The sequence below is a fragment of the Salinimicrobium sp. 3283s genome, assembly GCF_039602225.1.
Taxonomy (GTDB): Bacteria; Bacteroidota; Bacteroidia; order Flavobacteriales; family Flavobacteriaceae; genus Salinimicrobium; species Salinimicrobium profundisediminis.
This window is the reverse complement of sequence record NZ_CP143631.1, coordinates 3096558-3113650: the sequence shown is the minus strand read 5'-3', so window position 1 is coordinate 3113650 and position 17093 is coordinate 3096558. Positions and strand designations below refer to the sequence as shown.

The window sequence follows — 17093 nt, the reverse complement described above, 5'->3', positions numbered from 1 at the left end:
TTTTTTTTTAACTCAGGAAATCTTCCCATAGGTATAGGTTTTACTTCCTGAAATAATATATTGCAGCTCATCTCGTTAATGATTTTTAACCTTATTGTTTACAATAAAAATTTGAATAAAAAACTTCCACTCTTTTTTCTGTTTGCCCTCCTCTCATTAGCTCTTTTTGGGCAACATAATGTAATCGTTAAAGCAGAACTCAATGATTCTCTGAGGTCTCTGAACATCCAGCAAACCCTGGAGTACAGGAATACCAGCAATGATACACTTCGAGAGGTTTATATGAGTGACTGGATGAACGCGTTTTCAGATACCCGAACTCCCCTGGCTCGCAGGTTCTTTGAAGATTACGATCGTAACTTCCATTTTGCCCGTGAAGATAGAAGAGGAGGAACTACTATAAATTCCATTACAGGAAGTACTTCTAATATCCTAACGTGGGAACGTCCTGAAGAACATCCAGACATCATTAAAATTATTCCTGAAAAACCCATAGCTCCACACGAGAAATACGTTATAAATCTAGACTACGTTATTAAAATTCCCCACAATGAATTTACGCGTTACGGCTACGGAAATAAAGGCAATTATCAACTAAAATATTGGTTCATTGCTCCGGCAATGTACAAGGACAACTGGAAGGTGTACAGTCATAAAAACATGAACGACCTGTACCTTCCAAAGCTCGATTTTGAAGTTGAGCTTACCCTTCCTTCTAACCTGGCTCTTATTTCTGCTTTAAAAAGGGAAAAAATTGTTCCCCACGAAGATAAGAAAACAGTTTTTCTATCAGGCCAGGAAAGGTTTGATGCAGAGTTACACCTCACTACAGAGGTCATTTTTGATGATATCAAAGTAGATAGCCTTCACGTGCTAACAAACATTACAGCCAGTGGTGCCAATCCAGGGATGAAATCCATGTATGTAAACAGGATAGTAGATTTTCTCCAGACAAATCTAGGCTCCTACCCTCATCCTATTATACTGTCTACCCAGCAGGATTATGCTTCAAACCCGGTATACGGTCTCAATCAATTACCTAAATTCTTAAGACCATTTCCCGACGGATTTGGTTATGAACTCAAGCAATTAAAAACCCTTACCGAGAATTATCTCGAAAATTCACTGCTGTTAAACCCCAGGGAAGACAAATGGATCTTTGATGGTATTCAAATATACCTCATGATGGAGTATATGGATCAATATTATCCAGACCTAAAATTATTGGGTAGTTTGAGTGATGTTATTGGCATTCGTTGGTTTCATGCCTCAACTCTTGATTTCAATGATCAATTCATTCTTATGTACCTGTTCGCTGCGAGAAAGCACATGGACCAGCCCCTAAACGCTCCGCAAGATTCTTTAACAAAGTTCAATAAAAACATTGCAAATCCTTTCAAAGCGGGAGTGGGCTTTAGCCTTCTGGATGAATTTCTTGAAGATAATACCGTACAATATTCCATTAAAGAGTTCTTTGAACAATATAAACTGAGAGCAGTTGATGATGAAGATTTTCAGCGCATTCTTACAGAAAATGCTGGTAAAGACATAAAATGGTTCTTTGATGACTACGTCTCTACCAAAAATAAGATAGATTTTAAAATACGAAGTCTTTCCAAAGAGGGTGACTCACTGCGAATTACTTTACGCAACAAAACAGAGACAGACGTTCCTATTCAGGTTTATGGACTTAACAATAATGAAGTTGTCTACAAAACCTGGGTAGAACATTCTCCCGGGGTTCGCACTGTACACATTCCGGCATCAAGAGTAAAACAGGTCGCTGTTAATCATGAAGGGATTGTACCCGAAATAAACAGGAGAAATAATTACCGAACAGTGGGAGGCATAATGAATCGTCCTCTCCAATTCCGGCTTTTAAAAGATGTTGAAGACCCAAGATACCAGCAGGTATTCTTTATGCCACAGTTCCAGTACAACCTGTATGACGGGCTCGCTTTAGGTGTAAAGTTGTATAATAAAACTATTTTAGATCGAAATTTTGAATATAACCTATCTCCTCTATATGCCTCCAGAAGTAAAACATTTGTAGGTAGCGCTGGTCTTTCCCACAAAATTTTCTTTGATGAAGATTTATATATGATCAACTACGGGATATCAGGAAGCAGGTTCTCGTATGGCTACGATCTCATGTACCAAAGGCTCAATCCATACCTATCCCTGCATTTTAGGGATTCCTATATGAGGCAAAGCCCTAAGGAGAGAATTCTTATCCGTAATGTAAACGTTTATCGGGATGAAAATGACCTTACAGATCTTGAAGTGCCCGATTATAGTGTATTCAATATAAACTACCTGTACAGTAACCCGGGCTTGGTTACTCATTTCTCAGGTTCAGTAGATTTCCAGGTCGCACAGCAGTTTAGTAAATCTTCTTTAACTGTAGAATACCGAAAACTTTTGAAAAATGACCGACAGGTAAATCTTCGTTTCTTTGGAGGAGCCTTTCTTTACAACGATATGCCAAACAGTGATTATTTCAGTTTTGCACTAGATCGTCCTACAGATTACCTCTTTGATTACAGTTACTACGGAAGAAGTGAAACATCAGGTATTTTTAGTCAGCAAATTATCATGGCCGAAGGAGGCTTTAAATCTACCCTTGAGCCACAGTTTGCAAACCAATGGATTACTACAGTAAACGGAAGCACCACCATTTGGAAGTGGATTTACGCCTATAGTGATGTTGGTGTAATAAAAAACAAAAATCAATCGGCAAAACTCTTGTACGATTCAGGAATAAGACTTAGCCTGGTGCAAAATTATTTTGAAATCTTCTTACCTGTACATTCCAGTGAAGGCTGGGAATTTAATGAAGGTAATTATGATCAAAAAATCAGGTTCATTGCAACTCTCGATATAAAAACTCTGGGAAGGCTTATCACGAGAAAATGGTTCTAAATGATTAGGATTTTCTTAGTGAATCTCTTTATTTTAACGTTTACCTAAAAATATGATAATCAGAAGCCGCTTATTTTATTAAAAAACAATTTTTACTGATTTTTTTTGAATTGTAATTAATCATTGTTTTCGTTACATTTGTGGTAATTTTAAAAACGTGTTATGCAGAGTGAAACTTCCTCAAAAAGTGAAATTTCTTTTGAAGATTTTAGGGCGCAGGTGGTAAGTGATTACAAGTTGGCGGTAACCAGCCGGGAGTGCAGTCTCCTCGGAAGACGAGAAGTGCTTACGGGTAAAGCTAAATTTGGAATTTTTGGTGATGGGAAGGAAGTACCACAATTGGCCTGGGCTAAGGTATTCCAAAATGGCGATTTTAGATCAGGTTACTATCGTGACCAAACTTTTATGATGGCTATTGGGGCTCTTAATATTCAGCAGTTCTTTGCAAGCCTTTACGCCACTACAAATATTGAACACGAACCCAATTCTGCAGGTAGACAAATGGGAGGGCACTTTGCTACCCACAGTCTTGAAGAAGACGGGACATGGAAGAACCTTACCCAACAGAAGAATTCAAGCGCAGACATCTCTCCTACTGCAGGCCAAATGCCAAGGCTTTTAGGTCTTGCACAGGCTTCTAAAATTTACAGAAATGTGACAGGTATTGATGCCGATAAATTTTCCAGAAACGGAAATGAAATTGCCTGGGGAACTATTGGTAATGCAAGTACCAGTGAAGGCCTGTTTTGGGAGACCATCAATGCGGCAGGTGTACTTCAGGTACCTATGGTAATGAATGTATGGGATGATGAATATGGAATTTCGGTACATGCGAGACATCAAACTACCAAGCAGAATATTTCGGAAGTACTTAAAGGTTTTCAACGAGACAAAGGAGAAAACAATGGGTACGAGATCTTCGCAGTAAATGGTTGGGACTATCCGGCGCTCATAGAAACATACGAGAATGCCAGTCGAATTGCACGTGAAGAACACACACCTGTACTAATCCACGTTCAGCAGCTTACCCAGCCTCAGGGGCATTCTACTTCAGGGTCTCACGAACGCTACAAAAGTGAAGCAAGGCTTCAGTGGGAACGGAAGCATGACTGTAATGTGAAGATGAGGGAATGGATGATTGCCACAAACATAGCAACAGATCAGGAACTTCAAGAAATAGAAAAAGACATCAAGAAACAGGTGCGTGACGGGAAGAAAGCCGCCTGGGAAGCGCATATGGCTCCTGTAAAGAATAAAGTTAAAGATGTACTCCCTGTACTCCAAAGAGCAGCCGAAAGCAGCCAGAATAAAAGCTTTATTCTTCAGTTAAAGAAGGAACTTCAGGAGAACAGGGAAGCCTTGAAAAAAGATATTCTAGTTGCATCCCGTAAGGCCTTAAGATATATGAGAGGAGAGAGTTCTCCCGCAAAACAGGAATTGATTCAGTTTATTGACAAGTACACAGAGGAGGTGCGGCCGCAATACAGCAGCCACTTACACAGTACTTCAAAATATAATGCTCTTAACGTACAGCCCGTCGCAGCTTCTTATGGAGAAGATTCTAAAGAAGTAGACGGAAGGCTGGTCTTAAGAGAAAATTTTGACAGCATTTTCAATAAGTATCCTGAAGCCCTCATCTTTGGAGAAGACACAGGAGAAATTGGCGATGTTAACCAGGGACTGGAAGGTCTTCAGGAAAAGTACGGGAAACTGCGTGTTGCCGATACAGGTATTCGTGAAGCAACAATTTTGGGACAGGGAATTGGGATGGCCATGAGAGGCTTACGCCCTATTGCTGAGATCCAGTATCTCGATTACCTGCTTTACGCACTCCAAATAATGAGTGATGACCTAGCTACCCTTCAATATAGAACGCGTGGTAAACAAAAAGCACCGTTAATTATCAGGACCAGGGGACATCGCCTGGAAGGTATCTGGCACAGTGGTTCCCCTATGGGCGGAATCTTAAATCTTATTCGTGGTATACACGTCCTGGTGCCCCGCAATATGACCAAAGCAGCTGGTTTCTACAACACCTTACTCGAGAGTGATGAGCCTGCACTCATTGTGGAATCACTTAATGGCTATCGTTTAAAGGAAAAAATGCCCGTTAATTTAGGTGAGTTCAAAACACCGCTGGGCGTAGTTGAAACCATGAGGGAAGGTACAGACATTACCCTTGTTTCTTATGGTTCTACGTTAAGACTGGTAGAACAGGCAGCAAAAGAACTACAGGAAGTGGGTATTGATGCTGAAGTTATTGATGTGCAGTCTTTGCTCCCTTTTGACCTCAATCAAGATATAGTGAAAAGTGTGGCCAAAACAAACCGGTTACTGGTTATAGACGAAGACGTGCCAGGAGGAGCTTCAGCGTTTATCGTTCAAAAAGTTATGGAAGAACAAAACGCTTGGAGACATCTCGACAGCAAGCCGCAAACGCTCACTGCAAAAGATCATCGCCCTGCATATGGAACTGACGGTGATTATTTTTCAAAGCCTTCTGTAGAAGACATTTTTGAGAAGGTATATGAGATCATGAATGAAGTAGATCCTGCACAGTTTCCACAGTTAAAGTAAAATATAATCATACTTAAATAAGAAGCCACGACTGCAATGCACTCGTGGCTTTTTACATTGATTACTTCCAGTTAAATTCTGAAATTTTTATTCCTCTGAAACAATCATCCTGGCAACCTACAGGCATATATCCGCAAAGCATCATGACCCCGTCATCATTGGTGTCAAAAAAGATTTTATTGGTCTCGTGATCAACAGTTAGATATTTTGAAAGACAGGTTGTGTAAAGATGATCAATAGTATATGGCGGCGCCCCTGAAGCGTGGCTTCCAAGTTCTTTTTTGGTGTTTTCCTCATAAATTTCGGTAACAGTTCTCGAACCATCTTCTTCTGAAATTATAAAAGCCACATAATACCGCTTTTTAACCTTTCCTTCCTCTACTTCAATGGTAGTTTCACTCCCATACCCTGTCCAGGATTGTACGAGGATAGTATAAGTATAGGAATTTTCCTGCTCCCGTTTTAAATCTTTCCAGGCTGCTCTACTTTCCCGGAAGTCATATCCATGTTCGCCCTCTACATCAAGTTTACTCTGCATAGTATCTAAGCTGCAGGAATTCAACACAAAGGTGACCGATAGTACAAAAATCAAGTATAGCTTTTTCATAGGCAAAAGTTTTACCTGAAAGTTAAATCATACCAACCAGAAAACACAAATAATTAAACAATTAATTTTCAACTCATTACACCGACAAATAACTGAGAAAATGATAATTTTTTGATATCCAGAACTTTGGAAATTGAATACTTCAAAAAGAAATTCAGAAAATTTTACATCCAGGCTTTTTCGGTCACCTCGATCTTGTAAATCAAATAGTTAAGAATAGGCTGCACCTCCTCCTTTTTCACCATGGGAAAATCAACATCTCCACCTGCAGAATGGAAAGTAAGGTTTACCAAACCTCTCTTTTTGTACCATAAAGGTTGTGAAACTGAAACTGCCTGTAACCTAAAAACTTCAAGGTATTCTTCCTTCTGCACCCAAACTCCCGAATATCTTATTAAAAACTCTTCTGAAATTCCCAGCTGTAGCCTTCTAAAGTAGTAGAAGTTATAAATACAAAGGAGCACAACATATGCTGAAGCTATACCCACAACCCAGCTAAGCATAACAAGTTGGGCATAAAAAAATAAAAATCCCGATAGAATGACCAAAGGAATTAATCCACGGGAGATCCTTCTAATCAATAAATATTTACTCGGTTTAACTCTAAAATTCTCCCGTATTTCAGTCTGGTAAAAATAATTTTTGACCTGCTGCACCACTTTAGGCGGCAAACCGGCGATTTTCACCTGATTCTTTTCAAGATCATTCTCACTACTGGCAAGAGAGATCTTTACCTGAAACAGATCCATTTTCTTCTGAATAGGATTTGTGAGCACTTGCAGCAATTGAATTCTGCTGGCCTTTAAATTAACCTTTGTATTGTTACGCAGCCCCATTTCAACCTGTAGGGTGTCCTTATACTTCTGCAAATGAAGTCCAAAATATTTTACAACTGTCTCCCCAACCGTTAACAGCATCCCCACCAGCAATAGAAAAATAATGAAGAGGTATTTACCCTGAGAAAAATACACCTGCGGTTCCTGAAGCTGCGCCGCAAGTTCATCGTTAAACATGAATTGCTCCCTTAGAGTAAAATAAAAAGCCACTATGATACCAACCCCACGAAGATAGTTGGAGGTAAGCCCTAATTTTACAAGCGTCCATAATTGAACTTTATGCTCCCATTGAGGTACAGCCTTTGCTGTAGTTGCAGGTATTTTTTCAGGGTCTTCTTCAACTTCTACGGAAGTTTCAGCACGTTCCTCTTCGGCACGTGCCATGAGTTTTTCGGCCAGGAGATTAGCTTTCTCTTCAGATAGTGCTTTAATCTCGACCTCCTTGTCCTGGCTTCCTGCTGTTTCTACAACCACACTGTACACGCCAATGATGCGTTGCAGAATATTCCTTCGGAAATTTACCTGCTGAATCTTCTCAAAGGGAATATTAATAACGTCAGATGAAAAAACCCCTTTTTGAAGCACAAACTCCTGATTCTTCTCGTCAAGATGAAACTTAAAATTCAGGAAATAAAGGATGCTGTAGCCAAGACTTAGCAACAGCACCAGCATAAGTGCCGCACCGCCAAAAAACAGCATTCGCTGATCTACTTCTTTAAAGGCAAAATAAAAAACCAGCACCCACAAGTTTCTCCCTATATGGTAAAGAGAGGTCGCAAAGATCAATACCAGCCCCACGCCAGATTGCCGTTGTGGCTCCGAAAAATAATAATCAGGCATGGTTATAAATTCTTCCTGAAATTTCCTCTTTTAGAGAGGTAGCTGTTTCAGGTTTTATTCCGGGAACACTCACATCGCTACCCGATCCTCCGGCGGTGAATACTTTTAAAGAAGAAATATTCAGAATCTTATCAAGAAAAGACCGCTCTACAGTCACATGCTGAATTCTATTAAAAGGAACTACTGTGGTTTTTTCAAACAAAAAGCCGCGTTTAAAAATTATATCCTGTTCCCGCAAGGCATAACCGCTCTTCTTAACATACATCACGTTGTTAAAAATAGACCATCCAAAAAGGAGGACCAGCAGGATTGCGGCCCAGAAAAGATAAGTATGAAATTGAGCAGATAAAAAAGTATACCCCAGGAACAATCCCACAGCAAAGAACATAAAGGAGATGCTGGTACCCACCTGCAACTTCACAAGATATTTTTTTGAAATGGGATGCAGCTTCACCTCCTCAACTCTGGGAAGGGAAGCTACTTCCAACTCAAAATTTGAAAATTCTGAAGAGGCTACGGGATCCATTTTTTATCAAAATTAGGTTTTCTTTTTTCCAGAAAAGCGTTTCTACCTTCTTTGGCCTCATCGGTCATATAAGCAAGACGGGTAGCTTCTCCGGCAAACACCTGTTGCCCTACCATGCCATCGTCGGTAAGGTTCATGGCAAACTTCAGCATCTTTATTGAGGTAGGAGATTTAGCCAGGATCTCCTGTGCCCATTCATAAGCCGTATCTTCCAGTTCTTCATGCGGAATAACTGCATTCACCATTCCCATTTCATAAGCCTCCTGTGCCGAATAATTCCTTCCTAAAAAGAAGATTTCGCGTGCCTTCTTTTGTCCAACCATTTTGGCAAGGTATGCAGAACCATATCCGCCATCAAAACTTGTAACATCGGCATCGGTTTGCTTAAAGATCGCGTGCTCCTTACTTGCAAGGGTAAGGTCACAAACTACGTGCAGGCTGTGCCCTCCTCCCACGGCCCAACCCGGCACAACCGCAATCACAGCTTTTGGCATAAACCGAATTAACCTTTGTACTTCAAGAATATTCAGACGGTGCATTCCATCTTCTCCCACATATCCCTGATGTCCACGGGCTTTTTGATCTCCCCCGCTGCAAAAGCTGTAAACGCCATCTTTTGGGGAAGGCCCTTCCGCAGAAAGCAGCACCACTCCTATTGAAGTATCTTCCTGGGCATCATAAAAAGCATCATAGAGCTCACTGGTAGTTTTAGGACGAAAGGCATTGCGAACCTCGGGACGGTTAAACGCAATACGTGCCACGCCGTTGCACTTTTGGTAGGTGATATCTTCGTATTCCTTTGCTGTTTTATAATCTGGTTTGGTCATAGTGATCTAATTTTACTCAAAAATAAGGCTTTTATATTTTCCTTGGGGAATAAAACCTGCCGCAAGAAAAGCTTTATCTTTCGGAACAATGAAAAATTTGTACGATTTTTGCTTAGTTAGTATCAAATAGGTAACATGAATAAAATCCTAACCCTTCTTACTTTGATCATTTTTGGTGTAAGTGGCTATTCCCAGGAATTGAATTCTTCAGGTACAAATCCTTTTCCCCAATTTGATCAGGCTAATTTCCCTGCGCCTGAAGAAGTATTTATCAACTACACCAGAATACAGCCAGGGCTTTCTGTTCCTGTAAACCATTTCCCCGAAAATCGATTTTCATTAAAAGAAATCAGTTTTGATAAAAAAGTACAGAAGAGGCAGGTGAACCTTATTTCTATGATGGAAAAAGAACGCTATGCAAAAGAAGCGGCTTTAGTTGAAATGGAATCCCCGGCACCTACCATAAGCCAGGGTGAAAAGGCTCTTATAGAAGTTACCAATGACATCAGGGTACACGACCGAAGTTCTAATTATGACATTTTTAGCGGACAAAAGAAAATACCGGCTTATGAAGAAATGCGGTCGCCAATATTACAAAGCCCTTACCGCTCCCGTTCAGGCGTAAGAGCTTATGTCTCTCCTTATTACTCTCCTTTTTTAAGATAGATCCCGTTGTCTTTAATATCAACCTTCCTTTGCTTGTAAAGATTACCAAGGGCACGTTTAAAGCTTTTTTTGCTCATTTGCACCTCTTTTTCAATCTCTGTGGGCGAAGATTTATCGGTCAAGGCTAAAAAACCACCTTTTATTTCAATAAGGTTTAGCAGTTCCTGCGCATTAGGTTCAATACTGCGGTAGCCGGGACGCTGCAAAGTAATATCTATCTTTCCGTCGGGCCGGGTCTTTTTCACATATCCATTAAGCCTGTCGCCAACGTGCAATTTTTGAAAAACTTCATCTTTATACAGCAAGCCCTTGTGTATCTCGTTCACAATCACATTCCATCCCAATTCAGTAGGATTAGCGATAATGAGCTCTACCTCTTCAAAAGGTTTAATTGTGAGTTCAGAATTATCAAGAAAGGCATCCAGTTTACTCGACCCAGCCAATCTTTCGGTAAGCTCATCAAGATAGCAGAAAATGAGATAGCGCTCACCCTGCCGCATTTTAACTGCCTGCTCTTTAAAAGGCACAAAAAGGTGTTTTTCGAGGCCCCAATCCATAAAAGCTCCAATCTCGCTCACCTCCACACATTTTAACAACCCGAATTCATCAAGCTTCACAAAAGGTTTAAGCGTAGTTGCCACCGGTCTTTCTTCATGATCCAGATAGACAAAAACGGTGATTTCATCTCCTATTTCAAAAGTTTCTGGTTTGTATTTGTTAGGCAACAGTACCTCGTTCCCTTCATCATCCTTTAAAAAAAGGCCAGGTTCCGTATCGCGATCTATCTTAAGGGTGTGGTATTCTCCAATGGCAAGCATAAAATAATTTTTGGCAAAGTTACTTATAATAAACGGCTATTTCACGAAGCTAAAATATTCCAGCAACACTTCGTCATTAACCTTTCGAGGCGTGAAAATTTCCAGGACCTTCGGCTGGTCTGAGGTGTCAAAAAAGGCATTTAAGCGCTCCTTTATTTCTTCGGAAGTTTGGGCTTGTGAATATTCAAATCCGTAGAGGTCACAAATAGGTTTCGCATTGAGTTGATGAACGGTTTCAAAATATTTTTCGAAGGTCTCAGTATTCTTATCTCCCGGAAGTATCCTGAAGATCCCGCCCCCACCGTTATTTAAGATGATTATCCTAAAGTTCTTCGGAATATAATTGTTCCACAGCGCATTGCTGTCATAAAAAAAGCTGAGGTCTCCTGTGATCATCAAAACCGGTGCTTCTGAAACTATTGCAGCTCCCACCGCAGTTGAAGTACTGCCGTCAATCCCGCTGGTCCCGCGGTTACAGTATATTTTTAGGCTCTCTTTCCACCTGAAGAGCTGTGCATACCTGATTGTAGAGCTGTTTGCCAGCTGTACAATGCTATTTTCGGGCACGGCAGGGCAAATAAGCTGCATGGCCTTAAGATCAGAATATGGGATCCTGCCCATATAATCTTCATGTTTTACCTTTCTTCTGCTTCGCACCTCCTGCCAGTATTCGGCATAATTGCTTTCAAAAATTTCAGTGAGCGGAAAAAACTGGTTAAAAAATGAATTTACTGAAGTCTCGAAATGCTTGTTCAGGCAAAAGAAGGTATTATATGCCTTTTTTGGATCTACATGCCAGTGATGTTTCGGCTGATAGTTCCGTAGAAAAGCCTTGATCTTTTTTGAGACGATCATTCCGCCGAAAGTGAGCAGGATTTCGGGTTGCAGGTTGTCAAAGAGCTGTTCCCTGTCTTCATCTTTTTCAATGGGGCCGATAATGGTATCAATGCGAGTAAAGAATTTCTCCTGCTGCACATTTGAAGTGGTTTCAGTAAATACAATTACTGAAGGATCATTTGCCAGCCTATCGAGAAATTGCTGCTCTACTAGATTTGGGGAAGACACTCCAACAATGACCATCTTTCTCGCTGCCTTGTTCCAAAGGTCGGCATAAGCCTGCAACTGGTTTTGAGAGTAAGTTCTTTCAATGATCTCCGGTAGAATTTGGATGGGATCCACCTCTACGTCTTCTACCGTCTCATAAAGCGGCTCATAAAATGGAACGTTGATATGCACCGGACCTTTTTCTTCTATGGCTTTATTCAGTGCCAGGTTGATCTCCCGCTCGTTGTGCTTCCGACTCTCAAACTGCTTCTGCTGAAGTTTCTTGTCTTTCGCCTCATTTTCCAGCACTAATTCTGAATATAAATTAGCCGAATATAAAATATGGTTCTCGAAAACGTTCTTTTGGCGAATTGTTTGTCCGTCGCCAATGTCAATGCGCTCTACAGGCCTGTCGGCAGAGATCACCACCAATGGAATGTCGCTGTAAAAAGCCTCTGCCACCGCCGGATAATAATTGAGCAAAGCCGAACCCGAGGTGCAAACCACAGCAACAGGTTTTTGCAGCTGCTGGGCCATGCCAACAGCTACAAAAGCAGCACAGCGCTCATCTACCACGCTATAAGTCTTTATGTTTGGGTGATGGGCAAAGCCCGTGGTAAGCGGCGCATTTCTAGAGCCGGGAGAGATCACCACATGATGGATTCCTTTGGCTTCGCAAAGGGCAACAATTGATCTTGCAACAGGTATTTTGGGGTATTTCATTTATCTTGTTTTCCTCCACGACCCAATTTAGACCTCACAGGTTTTTAAAACCTGTGAGGTCTGGTGAGGAGATAGGTTCCTTTTATTTCAACAACACTTTCTTCATGGTCTCTGCCTTATTCACCGTTTCCTGCCATTCATCTTCGGGCACAGAGTCTTTGGTTATGCCACCACCAATAAAAAGTACAGCTTTATTATCTTCTATTTTCATGCAACGCAAATTCACAAAGAGATTAGTTTCTTTCTTCACGGCGCGATAGGCCAGGTTCTCCACATTCCTTCTGGTTCTACTTCGCTGCATATTTTTCTGCAAATTCAGCTCTCCAAGGAATCCGGTATAGAATTCCCGATCGTAATTTTCTTCTGAAAGGATAAAAGATTTAGCCTTTTCCTTTGGAAGACCACAAACCGCCGGGGTGGGATGCAGGGCAGAGATAACCCTGGAAACACCTACTATGGGGCCACCCCATGGGGAGGTCTTACTGTCCAACACTCCGTTAATGTCTGTCCGTAGATGCAATACATTTCCTGCCCGGGCAGTATAGGTATCAGATCTTTCCAGATCTTCTACACCCGAAGCCTTTAGGTTTTCAATGATCGAATCGGTAACAAATTGCTGCTCCTGCTTTTCCTTTTCGCCCCATTCCACATCTGTTATCCCCTGATATTTCTGAGTTCCTGCGAGGGCCATTGTTTTAAACCGGCGACCTTCAACTTTTAACAGTGTTTCGGGCGTTGCCCCAAGCCAGAAGCCTACTTTTGGATGATACCAGCAGTAGACAAAGGCTGTAGGGTAAGTTTTAAGAAGTTCTTTGAATAGCTGCTGCCTGTTTTGCTCCTTCAGCTCTACTTCTTCCCTTCGTGACAGCACAACTTTATCCATTTCTCCTGCCCTCAATACAGAAACTGCTTTCCTCACCAGCTCAATATGTCCTGACTTTTTTTCTTCTGAAATTTGCCCTTTTTGAGAGGTTAGTACAGCTGTACCTTCTTCAGAAACCACCTGCTCAAAATGGAGTTTTTCCGAAATATTTTCAGCAAAAAGAATTGCTTTTTCTGAAGTGTCAAAAGGGGCAAAAACAAAGCCGCTTTCGGTGAAATTTTCGGTGTAATTCAACTCGTCATCCTGCTGCAAAAAAGCAGTGACAGTTGCCCTGTCACCAGTTAGTATCGGCTTTCGATAAGCTACAAATGGTAATGCGCTCTCGAATTGCTCCTCCAGCTTTTGAAAAAATTCAGCTTCAGGCATTACTTTTCTTTTTCGGGAGGGTGATGGTGGTCAGTTTCACTACAGAAATGAGATTTTCAGCTTCATCTGTGATCCTTATATTCCAAAGTTGCGTGGTGCGGCCTTTATGCAGGTAAGTCGCTTTGGCAAAAACGTAACCTTCAGAAACGCTTTTTAGGTGATTGGCAGAGATCTCTATACCGCGAACAATAAAATCGTTAGTATCTAAAAAAACATAACTTGCAAGGCTGCCCACGCTTTCGGCCAGGGCAACAGAGGCACCACCGTGCAGCACCCCGTCGATCTGGTGAACCTTTGAAGTAACGGGCATTCGGGCAATGAGGTAGTCTTCTCCTACTTCAGTGAATTCTATATCAAGGGTTTCCATGAGCGTATTTTTCGAAACTTTTTTCGATAGCTCCAGAATTTCCTCATTGGTCATAACAAATAGATTGGTTTCTTTGTAAAAGTACAAAACCACCGGAAAATGATGAACGAAAAGCAAGTTTCTTACCAAACGGTCAATACCTACAGCACCCTGAATGAACAAACCAAAAAAACAGAAAATGTTTGGATGGTCTTCCACGGCATTGGGTACCTAAGTAAATATTTCCTGAAGTATTTTAGGCATCTCAACCAGGAAAAGAACTACATCATTGCTCCACAGGCACCGTCAAAATATTACCTCAACGGCAAATATGAACACGTTGGCACCTCCTGGGCCACGCGGGAAAACACGCAGCAGGAGATTCAAAATGCGCTCGCATACCTGGATGAAGTTTATGAAAATGAAGGTCTCAAAAATGCCAAAAATCTCGTGTTCTTCGGCTACTCCCAGGGCGTCTCCATCGTTACCCGCTGGATGGCCCAAAGACAAATAAAGCCCTCTATGCTTATTCTGAATTCCGGCAGGATCCCTTCGGAATTAAAGCCCTCCGATTTTGCCTTTTTTGAGGGGCAGGTGAAATTTGTTTATGGAACTGAAGATCCTTTTATAGACAAAGACTTTTTAGCTTCGGAAGAAATGCGGATAAAAGAATTATTCCCGAAAAATTTAAAGTTCGTTCCTTTTAACGGCGGACATGAAGTGAACCAGCAGGTGATAATTAAACTTGCAGGGGAATAAGTTTTAGAGAGACAAGACCGCTGCGCTGCTAGAGGCTAGAGCCAAGACTTTTGAAAATAGCCGTTATCCTGAATTCATTTCAGGATCCAGAAAAAAGCTGAAACTCCCGATGCTTCACGACAACCTGACGTAATTATGAAGAGGGCTATTTCACCTCGGGCGGATTCGAGAAGTAGCGATAGGGCAGGATTAAAGAAAACCAGAAGGTTATGACTTTGCTCAACCAGGCAATGATCTTCTACAATGATTTGCAAAAACAAGAAGCTGTTTCATTCATTTGAGGCAGTCAATTTTTTTGTCGTTTTAGGCTTCTCATCCTTTTAATTCAGAAGTGTTTTATCGAATTTAAATACTGATTATCAGTTAAATGAGCTTTGAATTTAAAGTCTACAACTTACTGCTGATACCGGAAAAAGTAGAATTAGAGTTTAGATTACATGCCCTGGTACAAAATATTAGAAAGAAGGGTGCTTAAAGATCACTCTCCTTTTTTTTTTACAAAGAAAAATTCCAAAACCTGACTTAAAACTATTGCAAAACAAAAACCGTCTCATTCTGGTAAATGAGACGATTTCTTTACTTTTTAAAGTAATTCCAAAAGTTATTTTGTACTTACTTCTTCATTACTCTCTACTGTAGCAAGATATCTTTCGGCATCAAGTGCAGCCATACATCCTGTACCTGCAGCAGTAATTGCCTGGCGGTATTCTTTATCCTGCACGTCGCCCGATGCGAATACACCCGGTATATTTGTTTTAGTACTTTTCCCGCTGGTAATCAGGTACCCGGTACTGTCCATATCCAGTTGTCCCTTAAATATTTCGGTGTTTGGTTTGTGCCCAATAGCGATAAAAAGTCCGGTGATCTTGATCTCCTCTTTTTCACCTGTTTTATTATTTACTATTCGAAGGCCTTCAACCACCTGCTCTCCCAGTACCTCATCAACTTCAGAATTGAATTTTACCTCCAGGTTTTTGGTATTGAAAACCCTGTGCTGCATAGCTTTTGAAGCACGAAGTTCGTCCTTTCTTACCAGCATAGTCACTTTGGTGCAAATATTGGCAAGATAAGTAGCTTCTTCGGCTGCAGTATCTCCTCCTCCAACAATTGCAACTTCCTGGTTTTTGTAAAAGAATCCGTCACAAACAGCACAAGCCGATACACCGCCGCCTCTTAAACGCTGCTCACTTGGAAGCCCTAAGTACTTTGCCGTAGCCCCTGTTGAAATAATCACAGTCTCTGCTTCAACCCAGGTTGAATTGTCAACACACACCTGGTGCACTCCACCTTTTTCTTTACTAAACTGCACTTCGGTCACCATCCCTATGCGCACCTGGGTACCAAACCTTTCGGCTTGTTTCTGGAGGTCTATCATCATCGCAGGACCGTCAATCCCCTCGGGGTAGCCAGGAAAATTATCAACTTCGGTAGTGGTAGTTAACTGCCCGCCGGGTTCCATCCCTGTGTACATTACGGGGTGAAGATCTGCCCTCGCAGCATATATGGCCGCGGTATAACCCGCAGGACCCGAGCCTATTATAAGACATTTGATTCTCTCTCTGGTTTCATTCATGATATAAAAATTTCTTGATGTAAAAGTAGTAACTTTAAAAGAAACCTGGAATTTTAAACATACAGATTTGTTATACAGCAATAACTTATGCCATTGATAAGCCGTTTTAGAAGCTCCCGCTATTACCATACCTTTGTGGTATGATCGAACTGTCCTTCTTTAATATCCTGGACCTTTTAGGAACTGTTGCCTTCGCAATCTCGGGTGCACTTTCGGCAATGAACCGCCGGCTTGATCTCTTCGGAATTTTTATCATCGCATTTGTAACGGCTATTGGTGGAGGTACCATAAGAGACATCCTTATAGGCAGCACCCCGGTTACCTGGATGGAAAATACGATCTACATCTACCTTATAGGTTTAGTAACCATACTGGCTATAATCTTCAGAAAAAAACTGGACCACCTCAAAAAATCTCTTTTCCTCTTTGATTCTATAGGCTTGGGAATCTTTACAATAACAGGAGTTGAATTGGGTATACAAAATGACCTCAACCCCATTATCTCCATTACCCTGGGAACAATGACAGGAACTTTTGGTGGCGTTGTAAGAGACATTTTATGTAACGAGATCCCGGTGATCTTTAGAAAAGAGATCTACGCTACCGCCTGTATTGTAGGAGGCCTCGCTTTTATCTTTTTCTATGAATTGGGAATGGCGCAAGATGTGATTTACATCATTACTTCGGTCACCGTGATAGTAATAAGGCTGCTGGCGGTAAAGTTTCATATCTCCCTTCCTTCGTTTTACCTGTCCCAGGAAAATACCCTTCAAAAATAGC

The 17093-nt window shown here is 41.3% G+C and carries 14 protein-coding genes; 5 read left to right on the top strand and 9 right to left on the bottom strand.

Features of this window, described 5'->3' with window-relative positions; genetic code table 11:
* The first annotated feature begins 111 nt into the window (after positions 1 to 111).
* On the top strand, positions 112 to 2922 hold the full coding sequence (locus VS868_RS13845) for a metalloprotease (RefSeq protein WP_345598358.1): 2811 nt from the start codon (positions 112 to 114) through the stop codon (positions 2920 to 2922).
* Between the two features lie 162 nt (positions 2923 to 3084).
* Positions 3085 to 5499, top strand: a complete 2415-nt coding sequence (locus tag VS868_RS13840; RefSeq protein ID WP_345598357.1) for a thiamine pyrophosphate-dependent enzyme — start codon at positions 3085 to 3087, stop codon at positions 5497 to 5499.
* Positions 5500 to 5560: 61 nt separating this feature from the next.
* Here VS868_RS13840 and VS868_RS13835 read toward each other — a convergent pair whose 3' ends face one another.
* The 4 genes from VS868_RS13835 to VS868_RS13820 form a co-directional block, all read right to left on the bottom strand.
* On the bottom strand, positions 5561 to 6106 hold the full coding sequence (locus tag VS868_RS13835) for a hypothetical protein (protein ID WP_345598356.1): 546 nt from the start codon (positions 6104 to 6106) through the stop codon (positions 5561 to 5563).
* 164 nt (positions 6107 to 6270) lie between these two features.
* Positions 6271 to 7782 (bottom strand): PH domain-containing protein, encoded by a 1512-nt coding sequence (locus VS868_RS13830; protein WP_266070590.1) that lies wholly within the window; start codon positions 7780 to 7782, stop codon positions 6271 to 6273.
* A complete protein-coding gene (locus tag VS868_RS13825; RefSeq protein ID WP_266070589.1) occupies positions 7775 to 8308 on the bottom strand; it encodes a PH domain-containing protein in 534 nt (177 codons plus the stop codon). The genes VS868_RS13830 and VS868_RS13825 overlap by 8 nt, the downstream gene beginning before the upstream one ends.
* Entirely contained in the window at positions 8296 to 9135 is an 840-nt protein-coding gene (locus VS868_RS13820; RefSeq protein WP_266070588.1) for a 1,4-dihydroxy-2-naphthoyl-CoA synthase, read from the bottom strand. Before VS868_RS13820 ends, VS868_RS13825 begins: the two co-directional genes overlap by 13 nt.
* Before the next feature lie 135 nt (positions 9136 to 9270).
* Between VS868_RS13820 and VS868_RS13815 the strand changes: the two genes are divergently transcribed.
* On the top strand, positions 9271 to 9801 hold the full coding sequence (locus tag VS868_RS13815; RefSeq protein WP_345598355.1) for a hypothetical protein: 531 nt from the start codon (positions 9271 to 9273) through the stop codon (positions 9799 to 9801).
* On the opposite strand, the gene VS868_RS13810 is transcribed toward VS868_RS13815, so the two are convergent.
* The 4 genes from VS868_RS13810 to VS868_RS13795 all read right to left on the bottom strand — a co-directional run bounded on the left by VS868_RS13810 (position 9780) and on the right by VS868_RS13795 (position 14056).
* Positions 9780 to 10619 carry a S1-like domain-containing RNA-binding protein gene (locus tag VS868_RS13810; RefSeq protein ID WP_266070586.1) on the bottom strand — a complete coding sequence of 280 codons (840 nt, stop codon included), beginning with the start codon at positions 10617 to 10619 and terminating at the stop codon, positions 9780 to 9782. The genes VS868_RS13815 and VS868_RS13810 overlap by 22 nt on opposite strands.
* A gap of 36 nt (positions 10620 to 10655) precedes the next feature.
* Positions 10656 to 12386: a 2-succinyl-5-enolpyruvyl-6-hydroxy-3-cyclohexene-1-carboxylic-acid synthase gene (gene menD, locus VS868_RS13805; protein WP_345598354.1), complete on the bottom strand. Its 1731-nt coding sequence runs from the start codon at positions 12384 to 12386 to the stop codon at positions 10656 to 10658.
* An 82-nt stretch (positions 12387 to 12468) separates the two neighbouring features.
* Positions 12469 to 13635, bottom strand: coding sequence for a chorismate-binding protein (locus VS868_RS13800; RefSeq protein ID WP_345598353.1), 1167 nt, complete (start codon positions 13633 to 13635; stop codon positions 12469 to 12471).
* Positions 13628 to 14056: a hotdog fold thioesterase gene (locus tag VS868_RS13795; RefSeq protein ID WP_345598352.1), complete on the bottom strand. Its 429-nt coding sequence runs from the start codon at positions 14054 to 14056 to the stop codon at positions 13628 to 13630. Before VS868_RS13795 ends, VS868_RS13800 begins: the two co-directional genes overlap by 8 nt.
* A gap of 45 nt (positions 14057 to 14101) precedes the next feature.
* Here VS868_RS13795 and VS868_RS13790 point away from each other — a divergent pair, with 45 nt between their 5' ends.
* Positions 14102 to 14740, top strand: coding sequence for an esterase (locus VS868_RS13790; RefSeq protein WP_345598351.1), 639 nt, complete (start codon positions 14102 to 14104; stop codon positions 14738 to 14740).
* 601 nt (positions 14741 to 15341) lie between these two features.
* Here VS868_RS13790 and trxB read toward each other — a convergent pair.
* A complete protein-coding gene (trxB, locus tag VS868_RS13785) occupies positions 15342 to 16313 on the bottom strand; it encodes a thioredoxin-disulfide reductase (protein ID WP_266070581.1) in 972 nt (323 codons plus the stop codon).
* Positions 16314 to 16453: 140 nt separating this feature from the next.
* Here trxB and VS868_RS13780 point away from each other — a divergent pair, with 140 nt between their 5' ends.
* Entirely contained in the window at positions 16454 to 17092 is a 639-nt protein-coding gene (locus VS868_RS13780) for a trimeric intracellular cation channel family protein (RefSeq protein WP_345598350.1), read from the top strand.
* The last annotated feature ends 1 nt before the right edge of the window (position 17093 follow it).

What these genes read in the sequence shown, in the direction of transcription:
- VS868_RS13800 (WP_345598353.1), bottom strand. Translation starts at nt 13,635, where the DNA reads ATGCCTGAAGCTGAATTTTTTCAAAAGCTGGAGGAGCAATTCGAGAGC.
- menD (WP_345598354.1), bottom strand. Translation starts at nt 12,386, where the DNA reads ATGAAATACCCCAAAATACCTGTTGCAAGATCAATTGTTGCCCTTTGC.
- VS868_RS13840 (WP_345598357.1), top strand. Translation starts at nt 3,085, where the DNA reads ATGCAGAGTGAAACTTCCTCAAAAAGTGAAATTTCTTTTGAAGATTTT.
- VS868_RS13815 (WP_345598355.1), top strand. Translation starts at nt 9,271, where the DNA reads ATGAATAAAATCCTAACCCTTCTTACTTTGATCATTTTTGGTGTAAGT.
- VS868_RS13780 (WP_345598350.1), top strand. Translation starts at nt 16,454, where the DNA reads ATGATCGAACTGTCCTTCTTTAATATCCTGGACCTTTTAGGAACTGTT.
- VS868_RS13825 (WP_266070589.1), bottom strand. Translation starts at nt 8,308, where the DNA reads ATGGATCCCGTAGCCTCTTCAGAATTTTCAAATTTTGAGTTGGAAGTA.
- VS868_RS13810 (WP_266070586.1), bottom strand. Translation starts at nt 10,619, where the DNA reads ATGCTTGCCATTGGAGAATACCACACCCTTAAGATAGATCGCGATACG.
- VS868_RS13830 (WP_266070590.1), bottom strand. Translation starts at nt 7,782, where the DNA reads ATGCCTGATTATTATTTTTCGGAGCCACAACGGCAATCTGGCGTGGGG.
- VS868_RS13820 (WP_266070588.1), bottom strand. Translation starts at nt 9,135, where the DNA reads ATGACCAAACCAGATTATAAAACAGCAAAGGAATACGAAGATATCACC.
- VS868_RS13835 (WP_345598356.1), bottom strand. Translation starts at nt 6,106, where the DNA reads ATGAAAAAGCTATACTTGATTTTTGTACTATCGGTCACCTTTGTGTTG.
- VS868_RS13795 (WP_345598352.1), bottom strand. Translation starts at nt 14,056, where the DNA reads ATGACCAATGAGGAAATTCTGGAGCTATCGAAAAAAGTTTCGAAAAAT.
- VS868_RS13790 (WP_345598351.1), top strand. Translation starts at nt 14,102, where the DNA reads ATGATGAACGAAAAGCAAGTTTCTTACCAAACGGTCAATACCTACAGC.
- trxB (WP_266070581.1), bottom strand. Translation starts at nt 16,313, where the DNA reads ATGAATGAAACCAGAGAGAGAATCAAATGTCTTATAATAGGCTCGGGT.